General features: G+C 60.2%; 17 protein-coding genes and 1 pseudogene. 11 read left to right on the top strand and 7 right to left on the bottom strand.

From position 1 onward, the window contains the following. Genes JMY24_RS26895 through JMY24_RS26880 form a run of 4 tightly spaced genes read right to left on the bottom strand, consistent with a single transcriptional unit; the run spans window position 1 to window position 2,630 of the window. Window positions 1-993 (bottom strand): ATP-binding SpoIIE family protein phosphatase, encoded by a 993-nt coding sequence (locus JMY24_RS26895; RefSeq protein ID WP_128597285.1) that lies wholly within the window; start codon window positions 991-993, stop codon window positions 1-3. Beyond that, entirely contained in the window at window positions 978-1,340 is a 363-nt protein-coding gene (locus JMY24_RS26890) for an anti-sigma regulatory factor (protein ID WP_020066791.1), read from the bottom strand. Before JMY24_RS26890 ends, JMY24_RS26895 begins: the two co-directional genes overlap by 16 nt. 35 nt (window positions 1,341-1,375) lie before the next feature. Continuing rightward, window positions 1,376-1,759: an STAS domain-containing protein gene (locus JMY24_RS26885; RefSeq protein WP_020066792.1), complete on the bottom strand. Its 384-nt coding sequence runs from the start codon at window positions 1,757-1,759 to the stop codon at window positions 1,376-1,378. A 1-nt stretch (window position 1,760) separates the two neighbouring features. After that, the gene (locus JMY24_RS26880; protein ID WP_201703230.1) at window positions 1,761-2,630 is read right to left on the bottom strand and encodes an STAS domain-containing protein; all 870 of its coding nucleotides are present in this window, start codon (window positions 2,628-2,630) and stop codon (window positions 1,761-1,763) included. Window positions 2,631-2,973: 343 nt separating this feature from the next. Between JMY24_RS26880 and JMY24_RS26875 the strand changes: the two genes are divergently transcribed. From JMY24_RS26875 to JMY24_RS26855, 5 genes are all read left to right on the top strand, one after another. After that, window positions 2,974-3,450, top strand: coding sequence for a YsnF/AvaK domain-containing protein (locus JMY24_RS26875; RefSeq protein ID WP_128597286.1), 477 nt, complete (start codon window positions 2,974-2,976; stop codon window positions 3,448-3,450). 89 nt (window positions 3,451-3,539) lie between these two features. Beyond that, entirely contained in the window at window positions 3,540-4,412 is an 873-nt protein-coding gene (locus JMY24_RS26870; protein WP_128597287.1) for a YsnF/AvaK domain-containing protein, read from the top strand. Between the two features lie 464 nt (window positions 4,413-4,876). Further along, window positions 4,877-5,311 carry a response regulator gene (locus tag JMY24_RS26865; protein ID WP_128597288.1) on the top strand — a complete coding sequence of 145 codons (435 nt, stop codon included), beginning with the start codon at window positions 4,877-4,879 and terminating at the stop codon, window positions 5,309-5,311. 51 nt (window positions 5,312-5,362) lie between these two features. Continuing rightward, the gene (locus JMY24_RS26860) at window positions 5,363-6,760 is read left to right on the top strand and encodes a sensor histidine kinase (protein ID WP_128597289.1); all 1,398 of its coding nucleotides are present in this window, start codon (window positions 5,363-5,365) and stop codon (window positions 6,758-6,760) included. A gap of 225 nt (window positions 6,761-6,985) precedes the next feature. Beyond that, on the top strand, window positions 6,986-7,303 hold the full coding sequence (locus JMY24_RS26855; RefSeq protein WP_128597290.1) for a hypothetical protein: 318 nt from the start codon (window positions 6,986-6,988) through the stop codon (window positions 7,301-7,303). A gap of 213 nt (window positions 7,304-7,516) precedes the next feature. Here the strand turns inward: JMY24_RS26855 and JMY24_RS26850 are convergent, their stop codons facing one another. After that, window positions 7,517-7,765 carry a DUF1488 family protein gene (locus JMY24_RS26850; protein ID WP_128584238.1) on the bottom strand — a complete coding sequence of 83 codons (249 nt, stop codon included), beginning with the start codon at window positions 7,763-7,765 and terminating at the stop codon, window positions 7,517-7,519. A gap of 575 nt (window positions 7,766-8,340) precedes the next feature. Between JMY24_RS26850 and JMY24_RS26845 the strand changes: the two genes are divergently transcribed. Both JMY24_RS26845 and JMY24_RS26840 read left to right on the top strand, forming a co-directional pair. Next, complete coding sequence (locus JMY24_RS26845; protein WP_201703228.1) at window positions 8,341-10,260, top strand: hybrid sensor histidine kinase/response regulator; 1,920 nt, start codon at window positions 8,341-8,343, stop codon at window positions 10,258-10,260. A 117-nt stretch (window positions 10,261-10,377) separates the two neighbouring features. Continuing rightward, entirely contained in the window at window positions 10,378-10,647 is a 270-nt protein-coding gene (locus JMY24_RS26840) for a hypothetical protein (RefSeq protein ID WP_193425359.1), read from the top strand. An 88-nt stretch (window positions 10,648-10,735) separates the two neighbouring features. On the opposite strand, the gene JMY24_RS26835 is transcribed toward JMY24_RS26840, so the two are convergent. Continuing rightward, window positions 10,736-12,055, bottom strand: coding sequence for an epoxide hydrolase family protein (locus JMY24_RS26835; RefSeq protein ID WP_201703226.1), 1,320 nt, complete (start codon window positions 12,053-12,055; stop codon window positions 10,736-10,738). Window positions 12,056-12,573: 518 nt separating this feature from the next. Further along, window positions 12,574-14,014: pseudogene (locus JMY24_RS26830) on the bottom strand (diguanylate cyclase). 368 nt (window positions 14,015-14,382) lie between these two features. Here JMY24_RS26830 and JMY24_RS26825 point away from each other — a divergent pair. From JMY24_RS26825 to JMY24_RS26810, 4 genes are all read left to right on the top strand, one after another. Further along, window positions 14,383-15,924, top strand: coding sequence for a sensor histidine kinase (locus tag JMY24_RS26825; RefSeq protein WP_128597693.1), 1,542 nt, complete (start codon window positions 14,383-14,385; stop codon window positions 15,922-15,924). Then, a complete protein-coding gene (locus tag JMY24_RS26820) occupies window positions 15,906-17,282 on the top strand; it encodes a sigma-54-dependent transcriptional regulator (protein WP_128597692.1) in 1,377 nt (458 codons plus the stop codon). Before JMY24_RS26825 ends, JMY24_RS26820 begins: the two co-directional genes overlap by 19 nt. A gap of 139 nt (window positions 17,283-17,421) precedes the next feature. Further along, entirely contained in the window at window positions 17,422-18,237 is an 816-nt protein-coding gene (locus tag JMY24_RS26815) for a hypothetical protein (RefSeq protein WP_236597522.1), read from the top strand. 22 nt (window positions 18,238-18,259) lie between these two features. Beyond that, a complete protein-coding gene (locus JMY24_RS26810; protein ID WP_128597691.1) occupies window positions 18,260-18,826 on the top strand; it encodes a hypothetical protein in 567 nt (188 codons plus the stop codon). Window positions 18,827-18,868 lie beyond the last annotated feature (42 nt).

Raw genomic sequence — 18,868 nt, 5'->3', positions numbered from 1 at the left:
TCAAATCGCCTTTACGACAACGACTGTCGCGTCGTCCGCATCGCGGGCGAAGTCGCGGTGCAGCACGCTGGCGATCAGGCTCGGGTGCCGGTTCGTCAAACCGGGATGGCGGTTCAGATTCCAACGCGTGGACAGGCCGTCCGTGGTGGCGATGAACACACTGCCCGGTATCCAACGGGCTTCCCCCGGGCGAACTGCGCGCATGTTATAGCCGACGGTGCCGTCCATGGAAAGCAGGTGCTGCGCGCTATCGCCGGTATGAACGACGCTCACGATATTACCGATGCCCGCGAACGACAGAACTGCGTTTGCGGGCTCGAATTTCGCAATCGCCATGACTGCGCCGCGCGTCGCCTTGATGCCGGAATGAACGTCGCGCATGACGTCCGCGGGGAATGCGACCGGATCGGCTGCCATGAAAACGTCGACGGCACGACGCGACGCCTCAGCCGCGAGCGGCCCATGACCGAGGCCGTCGAGCAATGTCACCCACATGCTGTCCGGCGTATGGCGCACGGCCCATGCGTCGCCGCTTATGTCCTGGCCGAGCTTCGGCGTGGACCTCGCGCCAACCTGAAAGGGTGAAACCTTTGCGGCTGGTTTATCGGCAACCCGCGCGAACAGAGCCGTGCCGTTACCGGTGACCGAGTAGATGTCGAAGAGCGCCGAATGACGGGCGATCGTTCCGAGACCGGCGCCAAGGCTGCCGCCCGTCGAGAATCCGTCGGAACACGCCGCGGCGAGATTGACGATACCCGGACCGCGGTCGAGTGCGATCACGTCGAGACTACTCGCGCCGCCTTCCTCGGCGCTCTTCAGCACAATTTCGCCATGCCCCGCGTACTTGAGGATATTGGTGGCCGCCTCGGTGACGATCAGCGCGGCGTCGGCCTGCGATTTTTCGGGCAGGCCGAGCGACTGCGCCATCTGAACCGCGCGCCTGCGCGCATCTGCGACGCCGCTCTTGTCGGCCAGGGTTAGCGTCGTTTCCATTGAATGATGCTCACTTTGGTTCCCACGCCCACTGTCGACGTAATGTCGAACTCATTGACGAGTCGGCGTGCACCGCCTAATCCCAGTCCCATACTTTTGGCGGTGCTGAACCCGTCCTGAAGCGCCCGCTCGATATCCGGAATACCCGGCCCCGTGTCTTCGAAAACGAGCTTGATGCCAATACGGCCGTCGCGCTGGACTTCGGAGATGGTGAGTTTGCCCCCTCGGCCGTGCACAAGCGTGTTTCGCGCAAGCTCGCTCGCCGCCGTGACGAACTTGGTTCGATCGAGCGTGCCGAAGGCCAGCCGCGTTGCCCACTCCTGAACCGTCTTGCGTGCAAGGTTCACCTGATCGGCCGTTCGAACCTCGAGGACGGATTCGCTTAAGGTAACGATGAGGGATCTCCCGCGTCTTCGAGCGACCTGCGCAGCAAGGCCATTCCCTTGTCCACGTCGAGCGCCGTGCGGATACCGTGCAACGACATGCCCAGTTCGACTAGCGTAATTGCTACAGCAGGCCGCATGCCCACCAGCACTGTAGTGGCGTCCATTACCCGCGCCATCGCTGCGATATGCCCCAGCGTGCGGCCAATGAAAGAATCGACGATCTCCAGTGCGGAGATGTCGATCAACACGCCTTTTGCATGCGTACGCTCGATCCTTGACGTCAAATCGTCCTGCAAGCTCATCACCAGCTCGTCATGCAGCTCTACTTGAATTGAGACGAGCAGGAATTCGCCGAGCTTGAGGACCGGGATCTGCTCCATCTCAGTTTTCCTGCTTTGCGGTAGCGATTTTTGTGACCGTCATGCCGACTCGTCGCAATGCGATTTTCAGTGCTTCGGCGAGCGTTGCCTTCGTGACGACGTCACCGAGGTCGACGCCAAGGTGGACGATAGTTTGTGCAATCTGCGGACGAATCCCGCTGATGATGCACTCCGCGCCCATTAGCCGAGCGGCCGCGACGGTCTTGAGCAGATGCTGCGCGACCAGCGTGTCGACGGTCGGCACGCCGGTGATGTCTATGATCGCGATCGCCGCCTCGTTCTCGACGATGGAGTCGAGCAGGCTTTCCATGACGACCTGGGTACGTTCGCTGTCGAGCGTGCCGATTAGCGGCAGCGCGACGATGGAGTCCCACAGGCGCACCACTGGTGTTGTGAGATCCAGCAATTCTTGCTGCTGGCGCTCGATGATCTGCTGGCGGCTCGCCTGATACGCTTCAATCGTGATGAGCCCGAGGCTGTCGAGAGTCTGAGTAAGCTTCCACAACTCGTCGCCGAGCGCTTCCAGGTTCTTGCCGAGCGACTTGCGCAATGCTTCGAACAGCGGCTTCTTCAGTGAAAAAATGAAAGTGGCAGTTTCTACCGGGGAAAAGCCTTGAATCACGCGCTCCCGGGACAACGCAGTCAGATGAGCGCGGACCGCTTCCCAGGCCTCTCCGGACAACTGTTCGTCGTAGCCGCTTTTGACTGCGCTTGCAAACAACGCGAGAAACGCACGCGATGTGTCGCGCACGGTAGCTTCCGAGATGACACCTTGGCGCACTCCACCGGACATCTGTCCGGCCACCCACGCTTTCAGAACGGCTTCTTCATCTTTTTCAAAGATCGTTGCCAAGTCATTTTGTTCGGTCAAAGTCCGCTCCTGTATTGGTGTCAATTGGACAGAGCGACATCATACCTGCGGGCTGCCGGTTCCGTTGCATTCAACCCGTCCAATATGTTGGGCGGAACCACACAAGCAACTGACCGCTCGATGAACGTGTTTCCCTGACAAGCGGTGCGTGTGTCCTCCCGCCGACAGGGCACGCCCCTTGCGCCCTCTGCATTGCGGCGCTGCGTGACATCGCGCCGGTTCACATCGCCGGTAGACGCTGGAGAATCTTTCGACACACGCAGCCGCGTGCGGTGCCTGGTCGGCGTGTCACACCTGCACGCGTCCACACTTATTGAACATCCGCTTCGCCTGGAGGCAACTGATGGACATGCCTGAATCGGCCAAACCCGTGGCGCAATCCGCCGACCGCGCGGACCCGTCTGACGCACCCGATGCGTCCGACGAATTGCGCCTCACTGCTGTGCAAGAACAACTGAAGGTTGACGTCGACACGATCGAGACTGGTTCAGTCCGGGTCCGCAAGGTCATCCAGGAGGAGACCAAACCGGTTTCCGTCACCCTGCGCCAGGAGCACGTTGAAGTCCGGCGCGTGCCGATCAGTCGGCCCGTCGATGAGCGCTACGCGCCGCGGCAGGAAGGCGACACGCTCATCATTCCGGTCTTCGAGTATGTGCCGGTAGTAAAAATGCAACTCATGTTGAAGGAAGAGGTGCACGTAACGACCATCGAATCACAGCAGGAAGCAGTTCGCGAGTTCACTTTGAAGTCCGAAGAATTAGTGATTGAGCGGCGGGAAGGCACGGACGGCGAGTGGAAACCAGAAACGGACACCGAGTAGCGCGTCCTGGGAACGGTCGTTGCGCGACAGGCGACACGCGTTCCACCTGGACTTGCGTAGGACTGGTTCATTCTTTAGGGAGATCTGCAATGACTCACACTATCATCGGCGTATTCGATTCGTTCGCGCAGGCAGAAGCCGCAAAGAGCCGCCTGGAAGCAGACGGCGTTGCGGCTGCAAACATGGCCGTCCACGCTCAGGACGCAGGATTCGGCACGTCCGCCGCAACCGATACGGGCCTCGGGACGACACCGGTCCCCGCAGCAGACGCCACTGGCCACGAGCACGAAGGCGCGATGAGCCGCATCGAACATTTTTTCAAACGGCTCTTCGGTGACGACGATCGCCCGGAAGAAGCCGGCCACTATCAGGAAGCCGTACGTCGCGGCGGTGCATTATTGTCTGTGGAAGTGAATGACGAGTCGTCTGTGGAGAGAGTGCAAGAGGCGTTGTATGCTGCGGGCGCTGTCGACATCGATTCGCGCGTCGCACAATGGCGCGGCGCGGGCTATACCGGATATGACCGCAATGCGCCCGCATACACGAGCGATGAAATTGCTGCCGAACGCCAGGCGTTTCCAGTCGTACAGGAATCGCTCGAAGTCGGCAAACGCGAAGTGTCAACAGGAGGCGTGCGTGTTTATTCGCGCGTCACCGAAACACCCGTTAGCGAAGCGGTTACCCTGCGCGAGGAACACGCGACAATAGAACGGCGAGCGGTGGACCGCCCTGCAACTACGGCCGATCTGACCGAAAGTTCTGTCGAGGTTCGCGAAACTGCGGAGCAGGCCGTGGTCGCGAAGACAGCCAGAGTCGTTGAAGAAGTGGTGGTTGGCAAGGAGTCGAGCAGCCGCACTGAAACTGTCAACGATACAGTGCGTGGCACCGAAGTCGAGGTTGAGCGGGTGGAAGGGACCGACAAGACCGCGCGCCTGGATGAGGTCGGGAAGAAGCCCATCTAACGTGTCGCTGGAAGCAAGCGGACAGTAGCCGCTTGCTTCGCAGCGGATGGACTTCCCAGGCATGCCGTCATCGGGCATCAACTCTTTAAGGAACGGTGAGGCCGGTTGCGAAATCGAAAGATCTAACCGGCCTTGCCTGCTCCCCAAAAAGACCGACACGGTAGATGCCACTCCGACGCATTCAAACTGACGAGCCTGTGCCGAGCTTCCGGACGTACCGCCGCTTCACTTCACCAAGCGCGTCTCATCCTCCGAGTTGCTGGACGTCCGCAAAGTCGGTCTTTGCGGTGTTCTCATTGCCGCTCCGTCGCGTCCTCACCATCTGGTTACCCTCCGAGTCAATGGAGTGCGCAACTCCTGCGGTTGGCTTTCTTAGCTCGCTGGGATCACGAGAGGTTCACTGTGCCGGCATGGACCATCGGGCACAGACGGTGCGTCAATAGCAGCGTACTGGAGCCATTCTCATGAACATTCCAAAGCTATTCGACCGGGCACCCCGGCCATGGACTGCGCGCCGGGTGCCGGTGAATGGAGCACGATTGCGCGTGCTGGTCGTCGACGACAACCACAATGCGGCCCTTGCGCTGGCTGCCTATCTGTCGCTGGAGGACCTGGAGTCCCGGGCTGTTTTCGGCGGCAGCGACGCGATCGAAGTCGGCATTGCATGGGTCCCGCACGTCATCCTGATGGACATTTCGATGCCGCAATGCAACGGCTATGAGGCGGCCCGCGCGCTGCGGCGCCACAAGCGTACCACCGGTATTGCAATCGTTGCCCATACCGCGTTCGACGAAATCGAAGTGCGCCGGCATCTGACGGACAGTGAGTTCGATGGTTACGTGCAGAAGGGCTGGCCGCCTGGCCTGTTGCTCGCACTCATTACAAAGCTCGCCGAGTAATGAATCGGCGGGAGCCTCGCTCGCGCGAAATAAGATGTAAGGATTTCAGCGATGCTGCCAGTGTTCGGAGCATCTCGACTCGTCTCGATGGTTGATCATTGGCTACAGTTGAGCTTTGCAATGCGGCGTCGCCCCGCATCTTTCGAACGGAATACGGCCTCTAACGCGGGCACGCTACTTTCAAACAGAACTGAAGAGGAACCCGTGAACAGGTTGATTCAACCAGTCATCATATTGGCTGCCATACTCAGTTCAAGCATCGACTGCGGCGCGATGGCAGTTGCTTCGCAGCATTTCGGCCTCGCAGGATCGGACTCGGCCTATGCGTCGCAGCAGGACCAGGTACGGCCGAAGTTCCAGCAAGCTGACGCGGGGAAGCGTTCATCTTCCCAACCATTGACGTGGATCTCCGCCGCACCGCCCGCTGTGGTGGTTGTGGAACGGCCAACGCTGGTCAACCTCCGGCAGGACCAAGGTGAGGCTCTGGGTGCCCAAGCCTGGTTCCCCTCTCCGGATCACCAATATTGGAACCGCTCAACCACTTCGCCGGATGACTCTCTCTCGTTCGAAAACGCGCCCACGTATCTGCGTTGGGACTCCATTGCTTTCTCGGCATGGTCGATTGTCTTGCTGTCTATTGGTTTCGGATTTGCAGCGAGTTGGGCAATAGGGCGGCCGCTACGCAGTCTGTCGACAGCCTTTAGCAAGGTTGGCAGCGCATACCGTTCCCACGAAGTCATTCCGGAAAGAGGCCCAAAGCAGTTACGGCAACTGGCGCGTATATCCAACGAATTGCTCACTCGCCGCATCGACTCAAGTGCAGAGCAATCGTCTACCCTCGCGGCCCTGGAACTTCATCTCGAATCGCACGCGGCCCGCCTGCGTGAGCGTGCACTTCTGGTGAAGGAATGGCAGAAACGCGTAGCGCTCGTAGAAGATATCGACCTGTTCTCGCATCTTGCCAAGCAGTTCGTCGAAGGGACCTGGTCCTCAACCAGGCGGCATACCGATCTGTGCGTGGAAGCATTCATCCATGATCGATTCGTGATGACAAGCTCGCTGGACGCCAACCTGTTCATCTGCACTTTCGAGGCGGGCGCAGAATTCGCGCTGCCGCGCCCGCTTCTCGAGCGCGTCATGTTCAATCTGGTCGACAATGCTCTGGATCATGGAATTCCGCCGATCGAGATTAAAACTTCGCGAACGCGTGCCGAGTGGATCTTGAGCATAAGGGACCACGGTGCAGGAATCACGCAGTCCAGGTTGGCAGATGCAACCGCAGCATTCGTACGCCTCGGCAGCGGCAACGAAAGCGGACGTCATTGGGGACTGGGGCTGGCTCTGGTCAAGAAACTCGTCGCAAGCGCAGGAGGTCATCTTATTCTTGGCAATCATCAAGGCGGCGGACTGATAGCGCGCCTGGTCTTCCCGAGAGACGAACGGATATAGTTAACATGTTCTCGTCTGCTGACAGGATCGGGAATCAGGAATCAGGAATCAGGAATCAGCGTGGTTTCGGCTGATCTCGCGAAAGATCGACTGCCGGCAACTTCGAAAGCAAAACGGGTTCTGCACGCCGCTCGACCACCTTGCGCCCTGCACCGACCGATAGTAGAAGCTTCCTTTACACAACAGGCCTACACTGAAAGGAGTACAGATCTAAGGAGCAAAGCCATGGTCGAAGCTACCCCACAAAGCACCTTTCATGGCCTTCCATTGACTCCGGAGCAGGATGCAGAGGTCAGGCATTACATCAAGAGGAAAACGCAGCACGGCGCGCCGTGGGACACGGCGGAGTTGAGAGCCATGCTTGAAGACATGCTGCAACCTCCGAGCGACGAAGATGGAGGATCGGGCGCAATTGTCAGTGAAACCAGGGCAGCCACGGAGCGCGCGACAGCTTCCGTCGACGAGGCCATGGAACCCATCGAGGCAAGCGAGGAGCGCCATGCTGCCGCCGAAGCGGAAGGAATGAAGGGATTCCGACTCTAAGTATTAACCCGTGCCGCCAGTAGGCTGGCGCGATCTACGGTTCAAAAACTGTATAAAAAAGCTGTCTTGATACTCCGGTCCGATCCCAAAGCGGACCGGGGTCCAACACTTAGAGGTTTCGATCGGTTCGCAGAACTGCCGGGCAATGTCGAGCATGCGCCCACCCGCGCACCGGAGACTGATAGCGAACGCGGGCAGAAGTATGAAGCCCCATCAAATCGAATAGTGATTTTGTGGACCGCGGACATACCGCGTTTTCGCAATTTCCAGTAGTTTCTCGCGATATTCGTCGAATGCGACAAGAACCGACCGTTCGTCGGAACCGAGTGCCGGCTGCATGCCTTTTAGCGTTGCGCAGTCAACCTGAAACGTGATTTCCCGGGAATCGTCATATCCCCAGAAAAGTACGCAGTGCCGCACGGCATCGTAGCTACGGCTCGGATTCGGGAAATGGAGAGCCACGATTAATCCTTTGCCGGCTTCGCTGAATATCGCCACTTGTCCGCGGTAGAGTCGATAAGTGAATAACTGACGCGCCTTTGTTCTGCCCGGTTAGCGTCGGCCGCCTCAAGCGCGTGAGCCTGCGCCCGGCGATCCCTGTTATAAGCGGTTTCATTCGCCGCAGGAACAATGGGTTTTTTTATTTCTGATCGCATGATTACCTCTGGATGACCGGTCCATCTAATGCCACCGGTCTATTCACTGTATACCCCTTCCCACCGTCCGAACTCCTTTTATTGCCTTGCGCTTGTACGCCTCGTGCTGTGCCGGCGCGGTGGAGACGAGCTGTGTCGATGCCAGAACTCCGGCCGAAATGGTAGACGTCTGCTCGTAGCGGGAACGCGGGCAACGGCAGGAGGCGGAATCGTATTTGCGGCCGAAGCAGGAGGCTTACCAGCAGAGTCCAATGCGGACCTACACACCCAACCGTCCATCATTGCGGAGTCTGGCGCGGATTTTGCTGCCGTGCCAGTGGCACAGGCCTCGAGGGCCCCGCGTGACAAACCGCTGACAGGGCGCTGCCCGGCACAAACACAATGACTAATTTCGCACCGCCCCTTGGGGATCTTTCAAGAGAGGAGTCTTTCCAGCTTCTCGTGGCAGGCGTAAGGGATTACGCGATTTTCATGCTGGACGCGGAAGGTTTTATCAAAACGTGGAATGCAGGCGCCCAACGCTTCAAAGGCTATGAAGCCAAGGAAATCTTGGGCCAGCATCTTTCCGTTTTTTACACGGAGAGTGACCGGACTGGCGGCCGGCCGGCCCTCGCGCTGCGAACTGCGCGCGACGAAGGGAAATTCGAGGACGAAGGCTGGCGGGTCCGGAAGGACGGCAGCCAGTTCTGGGCGAGCGTGGTGATCGATCCGCTGCGTGACGATTCCGGCAACCTCATCGGCTTCGCCAAGATCACGCGCGACATCACGGACCGGAAGATGGCCCAGGAAGCGTTGCGTGAAAGCGAGGAGCAGTTCCGGCTGCTGGTTCAGGGCGTCACGGACTACGCGATCTACATGCTTTCGCCAGCCGGCGAGGTGACGAACTGGAATGCCGGCGCCGAACGGATCAAGGGTTACACACGCGACGAAATTCTCGGCAAACATTTCTCGTGCTTCTATACCGAGGACGATCGGGCGAGCGGCCTGCCCGCGCTGACGCTGTCGACCGCCGCCGCGGAGGGCCGGGCCGAGCGCGAAGGATGGCGGGTCCGCAAGGACGGCACCCGCTTCTGGGCGCACGTGGTGGTCGATGCAATCCGCGACGGCGCAGGCGAGCTTGTCGGCTTTGCGAAAGTGACGCGCGACGTGACGGAACGCAAACAGGCAGCCGAGGCGCTCGAGCGCGCCAACGCCGCGCTGTTCCAGTCACAGAAGATGGAATCGCTGGGCAAGTTGACCGGCGGCGTCGCCCACGACTTCAACAACCTGCTGGCGGTCATGTCGAACGGACTCGATGTGCTGTCGCTGCGTGTGCAGGACCACGCCGATCTGAGGATGCTGGAAACCATGCAACGCGCAGTCGCCCGGGGCGCGACGCTGACGCAGCAGTTGCTCTCATTCGCGCGGCAGCAGCCGCTCAAGGTCGAAAAAAGTAATCTGAACGCGGTGATCCGCGGCTTTGAAGCGGTCCTTCGCCGCGCGGGAAACAGCACGATCGAGCTGGAGATAAGACCGGAGCCGCGGCCCCGGCCCGTCTTGCTGGACGTAGCCCGCTTCGAGTCCGCGTTGCTCAACCTGATCGTCAATGCGCGCGACGCAATGCCCTCAGGCGGAAAAATCGCGATCACCGTTGAAAATGTCGAAGTCCGCGAAGGCACGGTTGGCACGCTCGTGGAGGGCCCGTATGTCAGGGTCTCCGTGGCGGACACCGGCTCGGGAATGCCTCCCGAGGTTGTGGCGCGTGCGTTTGAACCGTTCTTTACCACCAAGGAGGTGGGCAAGGGCACCGGCCTTGGCCTGAGCCAGGTGTACGGCTTCATCTCGCAGTCTGGCGGCGACGTGGTGATCCGCAGCGAACCGGACCAGGGTACGGTCGTCAGCATGTATCTGCCGATCGCGAAAGGCGCACCGGGCGACGCGGACTCCTTAACGGGCCCGACACTCGATACGGTGCTGGTCGTGGAAGACGAGCCGGATCTGCTGGACGCGACGGCGGCGCTGTTCCGCAGCCTTGGATACGAGGTGCTGACTGCCAGCAACGGGTCCGAAGCAATGAACGCGTTGGGTCGTCGCGACGATATCCGCGTTTTGTTCACCGACGTCGTGATGCCCAAGGGAATCGATGGCATCCAGCTCGCGCGTTCAACGCGCGACCTCCGTCCTGAGATCAGAATCGTGCTTGCATCGGGGTACCCTCTGCCCGCCCTCAAGGCACAGCACGGCAATCTCGACGACTTTGCGTTTATCCACAAACCGTATCGGCTGGCCGATCTCGTGCGAACGCTGGGCATGGCGACGTAGCCGCAGGCTGCGTTGCGGGTTCCGTAATATGGCCGTACTGTTGACGCACGCATTACGCGGCGCGACCACAGCGAGGAAACGGAACCGCTAATCTGATATGACCTTCCGGAGGAAAAAATGGCAAACGTCGAACAATTCAAGGACGATCTGGAAAATAACGCTGACGGCCTGGTGGGCGGAAGCCGGGGCGACTTCATGGAAGCGGTGGGCGAGGCCGTGTATGCCCGCGTCGAAAGCCACCAGATGGATGGCATCATTTCAGCGTACCTGACGCTGCAGGAGGTGCTGGATGAGAACGCGGACAACCTCGACGACGAGGCCGACGAGGCGATCCAGAACGCTACCGACGAATTCAATGAGACGGTCGGCAAAATCCTGGGTGTGTAGTCGTCCGCCGCCTGTTACAGCCCGCTTCTGACAGAGGTCGTTCGTGACCGCGCCGAGCGGTCATTCACACATCGGCACGGGCGCCAGGTCAGCGCAAAGACGAAAAGCTTGCGCGAATTTCCTGCGTGAAGATCTGAGGCTGTTCCCACGCCGCGAAGTGCCCGCCCTTGGGAAGGCGGTTGTAGTGCATCAGCTTAGGGTACGCCTGTTCCGTCCAACTGCGCGGCGCGGCGTAGATCTCGTCGGGAAAGACGCTCACGGCGACCGGAATCGGTACATGTTTCGGCGCGAAAAAATTCAACTTGTTCTCCCAGTACAGCCGCGCCGACGAGATCGCCGTGCCCGTCAGCCAGTAAAGCGTGACGTTGTCCAGAACGTCGTCGCGTGTCAGCCCTTCCGGCTGTCCATCGAAAACGCGCGCGATCATCGCCTGGCTGCTCGCGTCGTGATCCAGCATCCATGCGGCAGAACCGATTGGCGAGTCCTCGATGCCGTACAGCGTCTGCGGACGGTTCGCCATTTCGAGCGCATAGCCGAGCCCGTGCTTGTAGAAGAAATCCAGCTGGTCGAATGCATGCTTCTCGTCTTCCGACAGACCGGCCGGCGCGGGCTTGCCGTATTTCAGCACATCGGCAATGTCGTCGGGAACAGTGGCCGGCATGTTCGTGTGAATCGCAAGCAGACCAGGCGGCGTCAGCAGCGCCATCTGCTCGGTCACGGCATTGCCCCAGTCGCCGCCCTGCGCGACATAACGCGTGTAGCCGAGCCGCTGCATCAGCACGACCCATGCACGAGCGATACGCCCAGGATCCCAGCCGCTCGCCGTCGGTTTGCCCGAAAAACCATATCCGGGCAACGACGGGATCACGACATCGAACGCGTCCGCTGCGGTTCCGCCATGAGCGGTCGGGTTCGTCAGCGGACCGATAATCTTCATCTGCTCGATGATCGAACCCGGCCAACCATGAGTGACGATCATCGGCAACGCGTTCGGGTGCCTGGACCGCACGTGGATGAAGTGAATGTCGAGCCCGTCGATTTCGGTGACGAACTGCGGCTGAGCGTTGAGTTTCGCTTCGACCTTCCGCCAGTCGTACTCAGTAGTCCAATAGCGCGCGAGGCGCTGCATCGTCACGAGCTGCACGCCTTGCGTTGCGTCGGAGACAGTCTCGCGCGTGGGCCACTTCGTCGCCTTGATGCGCCGTCGCAAGTCCGCGAGTTGCGCGTCCGACGCGTGAACGCGCAACGGACGCAGCGCAGTCTTGTCGCCGCCGTCCGGCTGCGAGGTGCTCGTGATAGCCGTATCGGCAAACGAGAACCGTGGCGCTGAACCCGCAGCGGCGACGGCTGCCGCCGCACTTATGAATTTACGGCGCGAAGAGAGTTCGGGAAGAATGTCGTCTGACATGCCAACTCCTGCTTGAGGTTCGATTGGCCGCTGCGATGGACGATGGACGATGGACGATGCGCGACCGATTCTTTCGCCGCCGCAAGCAGCACGTCGACAATCTGACCGTCGAACCGTGGGTCGCGCGTTTTGACATGCGCCGAGAGGCGCGCAGTCACTTCCTGCAAGAACCAGCGGTTGCGATGCGGGTCGCTGAACGTGGCGAACGAGGCATAACTCTTTCGCTCAGGTTGGCCACAGCTCACGCGATTGTCTCCGTCGCTGCGATGGAACACGCCGCCCGCGTCATGGCACGCTTCGCTGATTTGCACGCCCCGGCGCAGCAAGTCGGCGCGCGGCTTCTATGTCGGCCACGACAAGGTAATGCCCGCGGGCCGACCCCGGTGCAGCACCGATTACATTACTCCCAAACATGACGAGCATCCAGAACCTGGGCGGCGTGAACTGCTCAACGCTTTAAAGCGGCATCGCGCTGCCTCACAACTTGCGACAGTCGCAGTCGCAGTCGCAGACTGCAATCAGATCTGCGGCTCAGCCGGTGCAACGAGATCGCCGGCGCAGACGACCGCGTTCCTCCCACGCCTTTTGGCCGCGTACAGCGCCAGATCGGCAGAACTCGTCAATTCCTCCAGGGACGACGGACGTGACCGTCGACCGGTCGCGCACCCGATGCTGACCGTGAAAGGTGGAATCGTCTCAGACGATGCTGCCGGCTGCCGATATTCGACTTCGCGACGTATAGCTTCTCCAATCTGAAACGCTCCCGCTTCGTCGGTGTTGGGCAGCACGACGACAAACTCCTCTCCGCCGTATCGAGCGGCGAGATCGCCACGGCGACGCACGTGCCGATCGATACAATCCGCGAGATGTTTCAGCGCAATATCACCTTGAGCGTGACCGTGACTGTCGTTGTATTGTTTGAAATTGTCGGCATCGACAAACAGTAGCGACAACGAACCATCGCCGCGCTGAAGTCTTTCCCATTCGTTTTCGAGCACGTTGTCGAGCGCACGCCGGTTTTTAAGCCCTGTCAATGGATCGGTTTGTGTCAGCTCCATAAGCAGCACCTGCGTGTTCGCGTGGTCGCGCAGAGCAAAAGCAAGGAGCCAGACCACAGTGCAAAACGCGAGGCTAACAGACGAAGCTGAAACTCCCACTATCCATGACAACCGTTTCCACGCGGCAAGAACATCGCTTTCCGCTGGCGCGACGACGGCAATGAGCGGCGTTCCGGGGACACGCTGAAACGTGTACAGACGAAGCACTCCGTCAGCAATCGACGGGGCAGCATAGAAGCCGGAATCATGGTTCACCATCCGCGGAAAGGTAGGTGACCTGCCGACGTTGACCAGCCCTGCCTTGCTGATCGGGGGATTTCTCGCCACGAGCGTGCCGTCCGTACGAACGATCGCAGCGATACCGTGCGACCCCACGTCCAGTTTCGCAAGAAGCTGCTTGAAATATTCGATGTCGATGGCGACGATCGCCACGCCCTCGAACGACCCGTCGGGACGGTTCATCCTTCTAGTCATCGCAATGGACTGAGCACCCGGCCGCGACCGCGCCGCATACACCGATGAGACATAAAGCCCGGCATCCGCAGACTCGCGATGCGCAATGAAATAGTCGCGATCGCTAAAGTCCCAGGTGTGGGATCTGGAGCAGCAGCCGTCGATCACACGACCACGATCATCCGTGACTCCCATGCCGGTGACATACGCGGCAGCGGTCCGGTCGAACAGCAATTCGTGACGCAAATCTGGATCCATGGTCTGGAGCAGGCTTGTTCAGCGCGGCGATCAAGGTGCGCAGCGAATTGTCTGATGTTTCAATTGTTCGAGCGATGTTGGTGACCAGAACCGCGGTGACATTCCTGGACGTTTCATGAGCATGCTGAATTGCGGCGTCACGAGAGGCCAGGAGAGTGGCGAGGCTGATGACCATCACGCCCAACGCCATCAGACTACCTAGCGCACCGACAATCAAAGGATGCCGGCCTGCGAGAACAGCTAGTTTTCCAGTGGTAATAGAAACAGACACGGTAACGTTCTGGTTAGTACACTCGGCCGAGAGTCTTCCTCCCAAGCGGCAACATTGTCGACCCAAGGAGGCGGGTCCTGTCCTGCGGCAGAAGATTGCCCGAGTGTCGGGGATAGCCGATGACCGGGTTTACGGCAAAGGCAGCAAAAAGTAAAGGCCCTGTTGCGGCGAGCCGCTTTTTGCAGGCGGAGGCCTGGCAGACGTTTGGCGGTGCTTTGAACGCTGGTTAATGGGCGCGGTCTAGAATCGCGGGCTGGATTCAACTTCCTGCAGCGGAGCACCGCACAATGAAACGAATCTCTTTCGCCAACCAGCTTGTGCTTCTCTGGGCGTTGATCGCCGTGGTCTGCACGCTGCTCGCCGGCGTGATCTGGCTGCTGTTCCAGACGGACCAGAGCCGGCAGATTTCCGCCGCGAGTCAACAATCCATCGCGGCTTGTGAGCACGTGGCGGCACGTTACTCGTTGTCCCGTCTCGCCGCGAGCAATGCTTACGACGCCGACCTGATGCATGCGGTACTCGATACCGTCCTCATTCAGGCTCCGAAAATCGAAGGAGGCTTCTGGAAGAGCGATGCCGCGGGGCCATCGCATGCCTCGGGAGACACGTCATCCCGAACCGCGAACGGCTTTCTTGCCTATTCTTTCCCAACATATGAAGGCACTGGCGTTAAGCGGGATATCCCGCAAGCAGAAACGCCGCTGATACTCCGCGCGCTGCATCGGGCAGCGTCGGCAGGTGCGGCCGTTTCTGATTCCGTTCCTGCAGGAGAAGGCGCAACCGTCGCTTCTGCGTGTCCCGTGGCCGGCAGCCCTGCGCTCTATGCATGGACCCTTACAAGGGCGCAAGCTCCTCTCGGGCAATATGGGCACATGCTCATGCTGTCGCTGGTCGTCGTTCTAACGGCCATTTTGCTTCTCGCTCTTGTGCTCGGTTTGGGCTTGCGCCGTTGGCGGAAAAACCTGTCGCAACTCGAACAGGCCTTATCGTCCGGGACGGCAGCCTCGTGTTCCCAGCTTCCGCCTTCCGGCGAGCCCGACCTCGACAAAATCGTCAATGCCGTCAACGTCTTCGCTGCGCGCTTGAGGGAGTCGCAAGCCCGGGCCTCCGCCTTGCACGAGAAGTTGTCGCAAGCCGAGCGGTTTGCCTCTCTCGGCAAACTGGCCGCACAGGTGGCGCATGAAATTCGCAATCCGCTCGGGGCGGTCAGGCTGAAGCTGGAAAACGCTCTCGCACACGAAGAGGACACACCGCGTCAATCGCTGACGTCGGCTCTCGGCCAGGTAGAGCGCATCGAAACCCAGGTAACGAGCCTGCTCGCTTTGACGCAGCCAGTCACCCTCGTGATGAAGACAGTCGACGCCGCACAATGGGTGACGTCTACAGCCGCGACACATCAGGAGCAGGCGCGGATCAAGGGCGTGAATCTCTATGTCAATGCCGACTTGACGCCGCCGTCCAAGCCGGCTGCTGACGCTGCCCCAGCAAAGTTCGACCCCTTACAGATGGCAAGGGCAGTCGATAATCTGATCCTGAATGCAATCCGGCATGCCCCGCCGCAAGGGAACGTGACCGTCAACGCAAATCGCGTCGAAACCGGTCACGCGAACCTGTTGCGAATTGCAGTCGTCGATAATGGCCCAGGAGTTGCGTTAGCTGACCGCGAACGCATTTTTGAACCATTCGTCACGGGACGACCCGACGGCTCGGGACTCGGGCTCGCAGTGGCGAGAGAGGTGGCTACGGCGCATGGCGGCCGCGCGTACGTAGCCGATATGGAGAGCGGCGCATGTTTCGTCATTGAGATTCCATGGCACACATACTCGTAGTCGACGACGACAACGGCTTCCGCGAGGGCCTCGTCGAAACGCTGGTTGACCTCGGACATAGCGTGGACGAGGCACGCTCCGGCGAAGAGGCGCTAGAACTTCTCGATAACACTGGTGCACCATTCACCTGCATGTTCCTCGACTTCCGCCTGCCTGGCATGGACGGGCTGGCAGTGCTGGAAGCTCTGCGAAAAACGGCGACGGGGCAGGCGTTGCCGGTGGTGATGCTCACGGGCTTCGCATCGAGCGATAACACGATTGGGGCAATGACGCTCGGAGCGTTCGACCACTTGACCAAGCCGGTCGGTAGACAGGCAATCCAGTCACTACTCGCGCGCATCATCGCCTCCACGAGCACGAATGATTCCGACGCAAACGCATCGCATCCTTTCAGCGCGGAGTCGACGGGCGCCAGGCCCCGGCTACTCGGAGTGAGCGAGACGTTGCGCGAGGTACAGAAACAGATCGGACGCGCAGCATCGTCCGAGGCAACCGTCCTCTTTACCGGCGAAACAGGAACAGGAAAGGAAGTCGCGGCGCGCGTGCTTCATGACGCGTCCAGGCGCAGCGGCAAGCCGTTCGTCGCAGTGAATTGCGCAGCGATTCCCGCCGAGCTCCTCGAGAGTGAATTGTTTGGCCACGTCAAAGGTGCGTTCACGGGTGCAACCGCGGACCGGGCCGGCTGCTTTGCAGCGGCTGACGGTGGAACCTTGCTGCTCGATGAAATCGGCGACATGCCATTGCCCATGCAGGCCAAACTGTTACGGGTAATTCAGGAGCGGCAGATCACCCCGCTTGGTTCCAACCGCGTGATTCCTGTCGACATCAGGCTCGTTGCCGCTACGCACAGAAACTTGCAGACAATGGTCGAGGCGGGGGAATTCAGGGAGGACCTGCTCTACCGGCTGAACATCATTCCAATCGCGTTACCTCCGCTGCGCGAGCGGCTAGCAGATATCCTGCCGCTCGCAGAACACTTCCTTGCCGAGGTCGCGAAAGCAAGATCACGCGCACTGCGTCTGTCGCCGCCGGCGCAGCGTCTGCTCGTTGGTTACGCATGGCCGGGCAATGTGCGTGAACTGAGAAACGCAGTGGAACGCGCCGGTGCGCTCGCACCTGGAGCGATGATCACGGCGGAGGATCTCGGCTTTCTCAATGGCAAGCCGGACATTGGCGAGCCACTCGTAGGCACCGGCTTGCTCGAGATGACGCTTCCCGACGCAGTGGAAGCCCTGGAGCGCGCGTTGATCTCTCACGCGTTGGGGCTTGCGAACAATAACCGGGCGGATGCAGCCCGGCGCCTTGGAATCAGCCGCCAGACGCTCTATGCAAAGCTGGCCGCGCTCAAGATCGAGTGAGGTGTCAAGCAAGCCGACATCGTGTGTCTGAAAGATGGACAGATGTCCTGCTGCATCGCGCGCAAAGTCCCTTTCTAGAAGGACCCACTGCATGGCATAGGCTTTGCAAAAGTCTCCGTGTCGTTTATCGGAGAACATCATGGCTCTCAAGCAATCCATCCACACTTGCCGGCAAGCCACGCCCGCGAGTCTCACGCACTCCACCGCGAAGCTTGCCCGGGTCGCAGCACTCTCGCTCGGTCTCGTCACCATTGCTTGCGCCGCTCAGACGCGGCCCGCCGAAGGACTAGGCGCGCCTCCACCCGCGCCACTCGCGGGCACGCCTGCGCCGACGACAACCGCAGCACCTGTGGCCCCTCCTCCACCGGTACGTGCACCCGCGCTCGCGACCGATCAGCAACAGGTGCGAGTCGCAAACGGTACGGTAAGCCGCTTTGTGATCAACCCTGAAGGCGACGTCGATGGCTTCGTTCTGGAAGACGGCTCGCTGGTCCGCTTTCCGCCGCATATGGGTTCGCAACTGGTAAGCGTCGTTCATCAAGGCGATCCCGTTCGAATTGCAGGCGTTCCCAATGGCGCGGGCGACGTCACAGCGCAGCAAATCACAAATGAACGGACGTCGCAGCAGATCGTCGACCAGCCGCCGCCGATCGGCGCAATGCCTATGCCGCCCGCACTACGTGGCGTGGGTCTGGTGAAACTCAGCGTCAAGGGTACTGTTGCGCGGGTCATGACTGCGCCCCACGGAGAGCCTGACGGCGTGATGCTCGCCAGCGGCACCATCATCAGAATGCCTCCGCCCGTGGCGCAGCAGTTTGCGAATCTGCTGCGACCGGATGTGGTGGTTGCCGCGAGCGGCTACGGAACGCGCAATCAATACGGCGAAGCGTTGCAGGCTACCGCGTTCGGCGCGCCTGGCAACGTCACGCAGTTGTATAGCGACGCCCGCAACTAATTATCTTTATTGGAGCTACGCCATGCATTGGATCGACCCGACTTGCCTGCAGGAAACCCGCGGTACCGTCAGCCAGTTTCTGCTGAATTCCCATGGAGAACTGGACGGCCTGATTCTCAGCAACGGCAGACAGGTGCATTTCCCGCCGCATCTGTCCCGTCAGATCGCAAAACACATCAGCGTGGGTGACAAGGTTCGCGTGCGCGGGGTCAAGCCGCGCGCCGCCGATATCGTCGCTGCTGTTCAGTTGACGTCGGCAACTGGCGTTGAGATTGTCGACGAAGGCCCGCATGGTCATGGCAAAAAGCACGAGAAGCCGCATGCAAACACCCGCCCGATCGAGCTCAGTGGCGAAGTAAAGCTCTCGCTATATGGGCCGAAAGGAGAACTGCGCGGTGCATTGCTGAGCGACGGCACTTCCGTGCGGATGCCTCCGCACGCCGCAGACGAACTGTCCAGTTACCTCGCCCCCGGCGCGCACGTACAAGTGTGGGGTCACGCAGTGAAGAACCGGTACGGAAAGACCGTCGAAGTCGAGCACATCGCCGAACTTGTCGACGACGATGACGCTTCGGCGAACGCAGATTAATCGCGAACTCACGGCGGGACGCGAATTCGAGTCGCGTAGCAA

Origin of the sequence: Paraburkholderia kirstenboschensis (assembly GCF_904848585.1) — a bacterium.
Taxonomy (GTDB): Bacteria; Pseudomonadota; Gammaproteobacteria; order Burkholderiales; family Burkholderiaceae; genus Paraburkholderia; species Paraburkholderia kirstenboschensis.
This window is presented reverse-complemented; position numbering and strand designations above follow the sequence as displayed.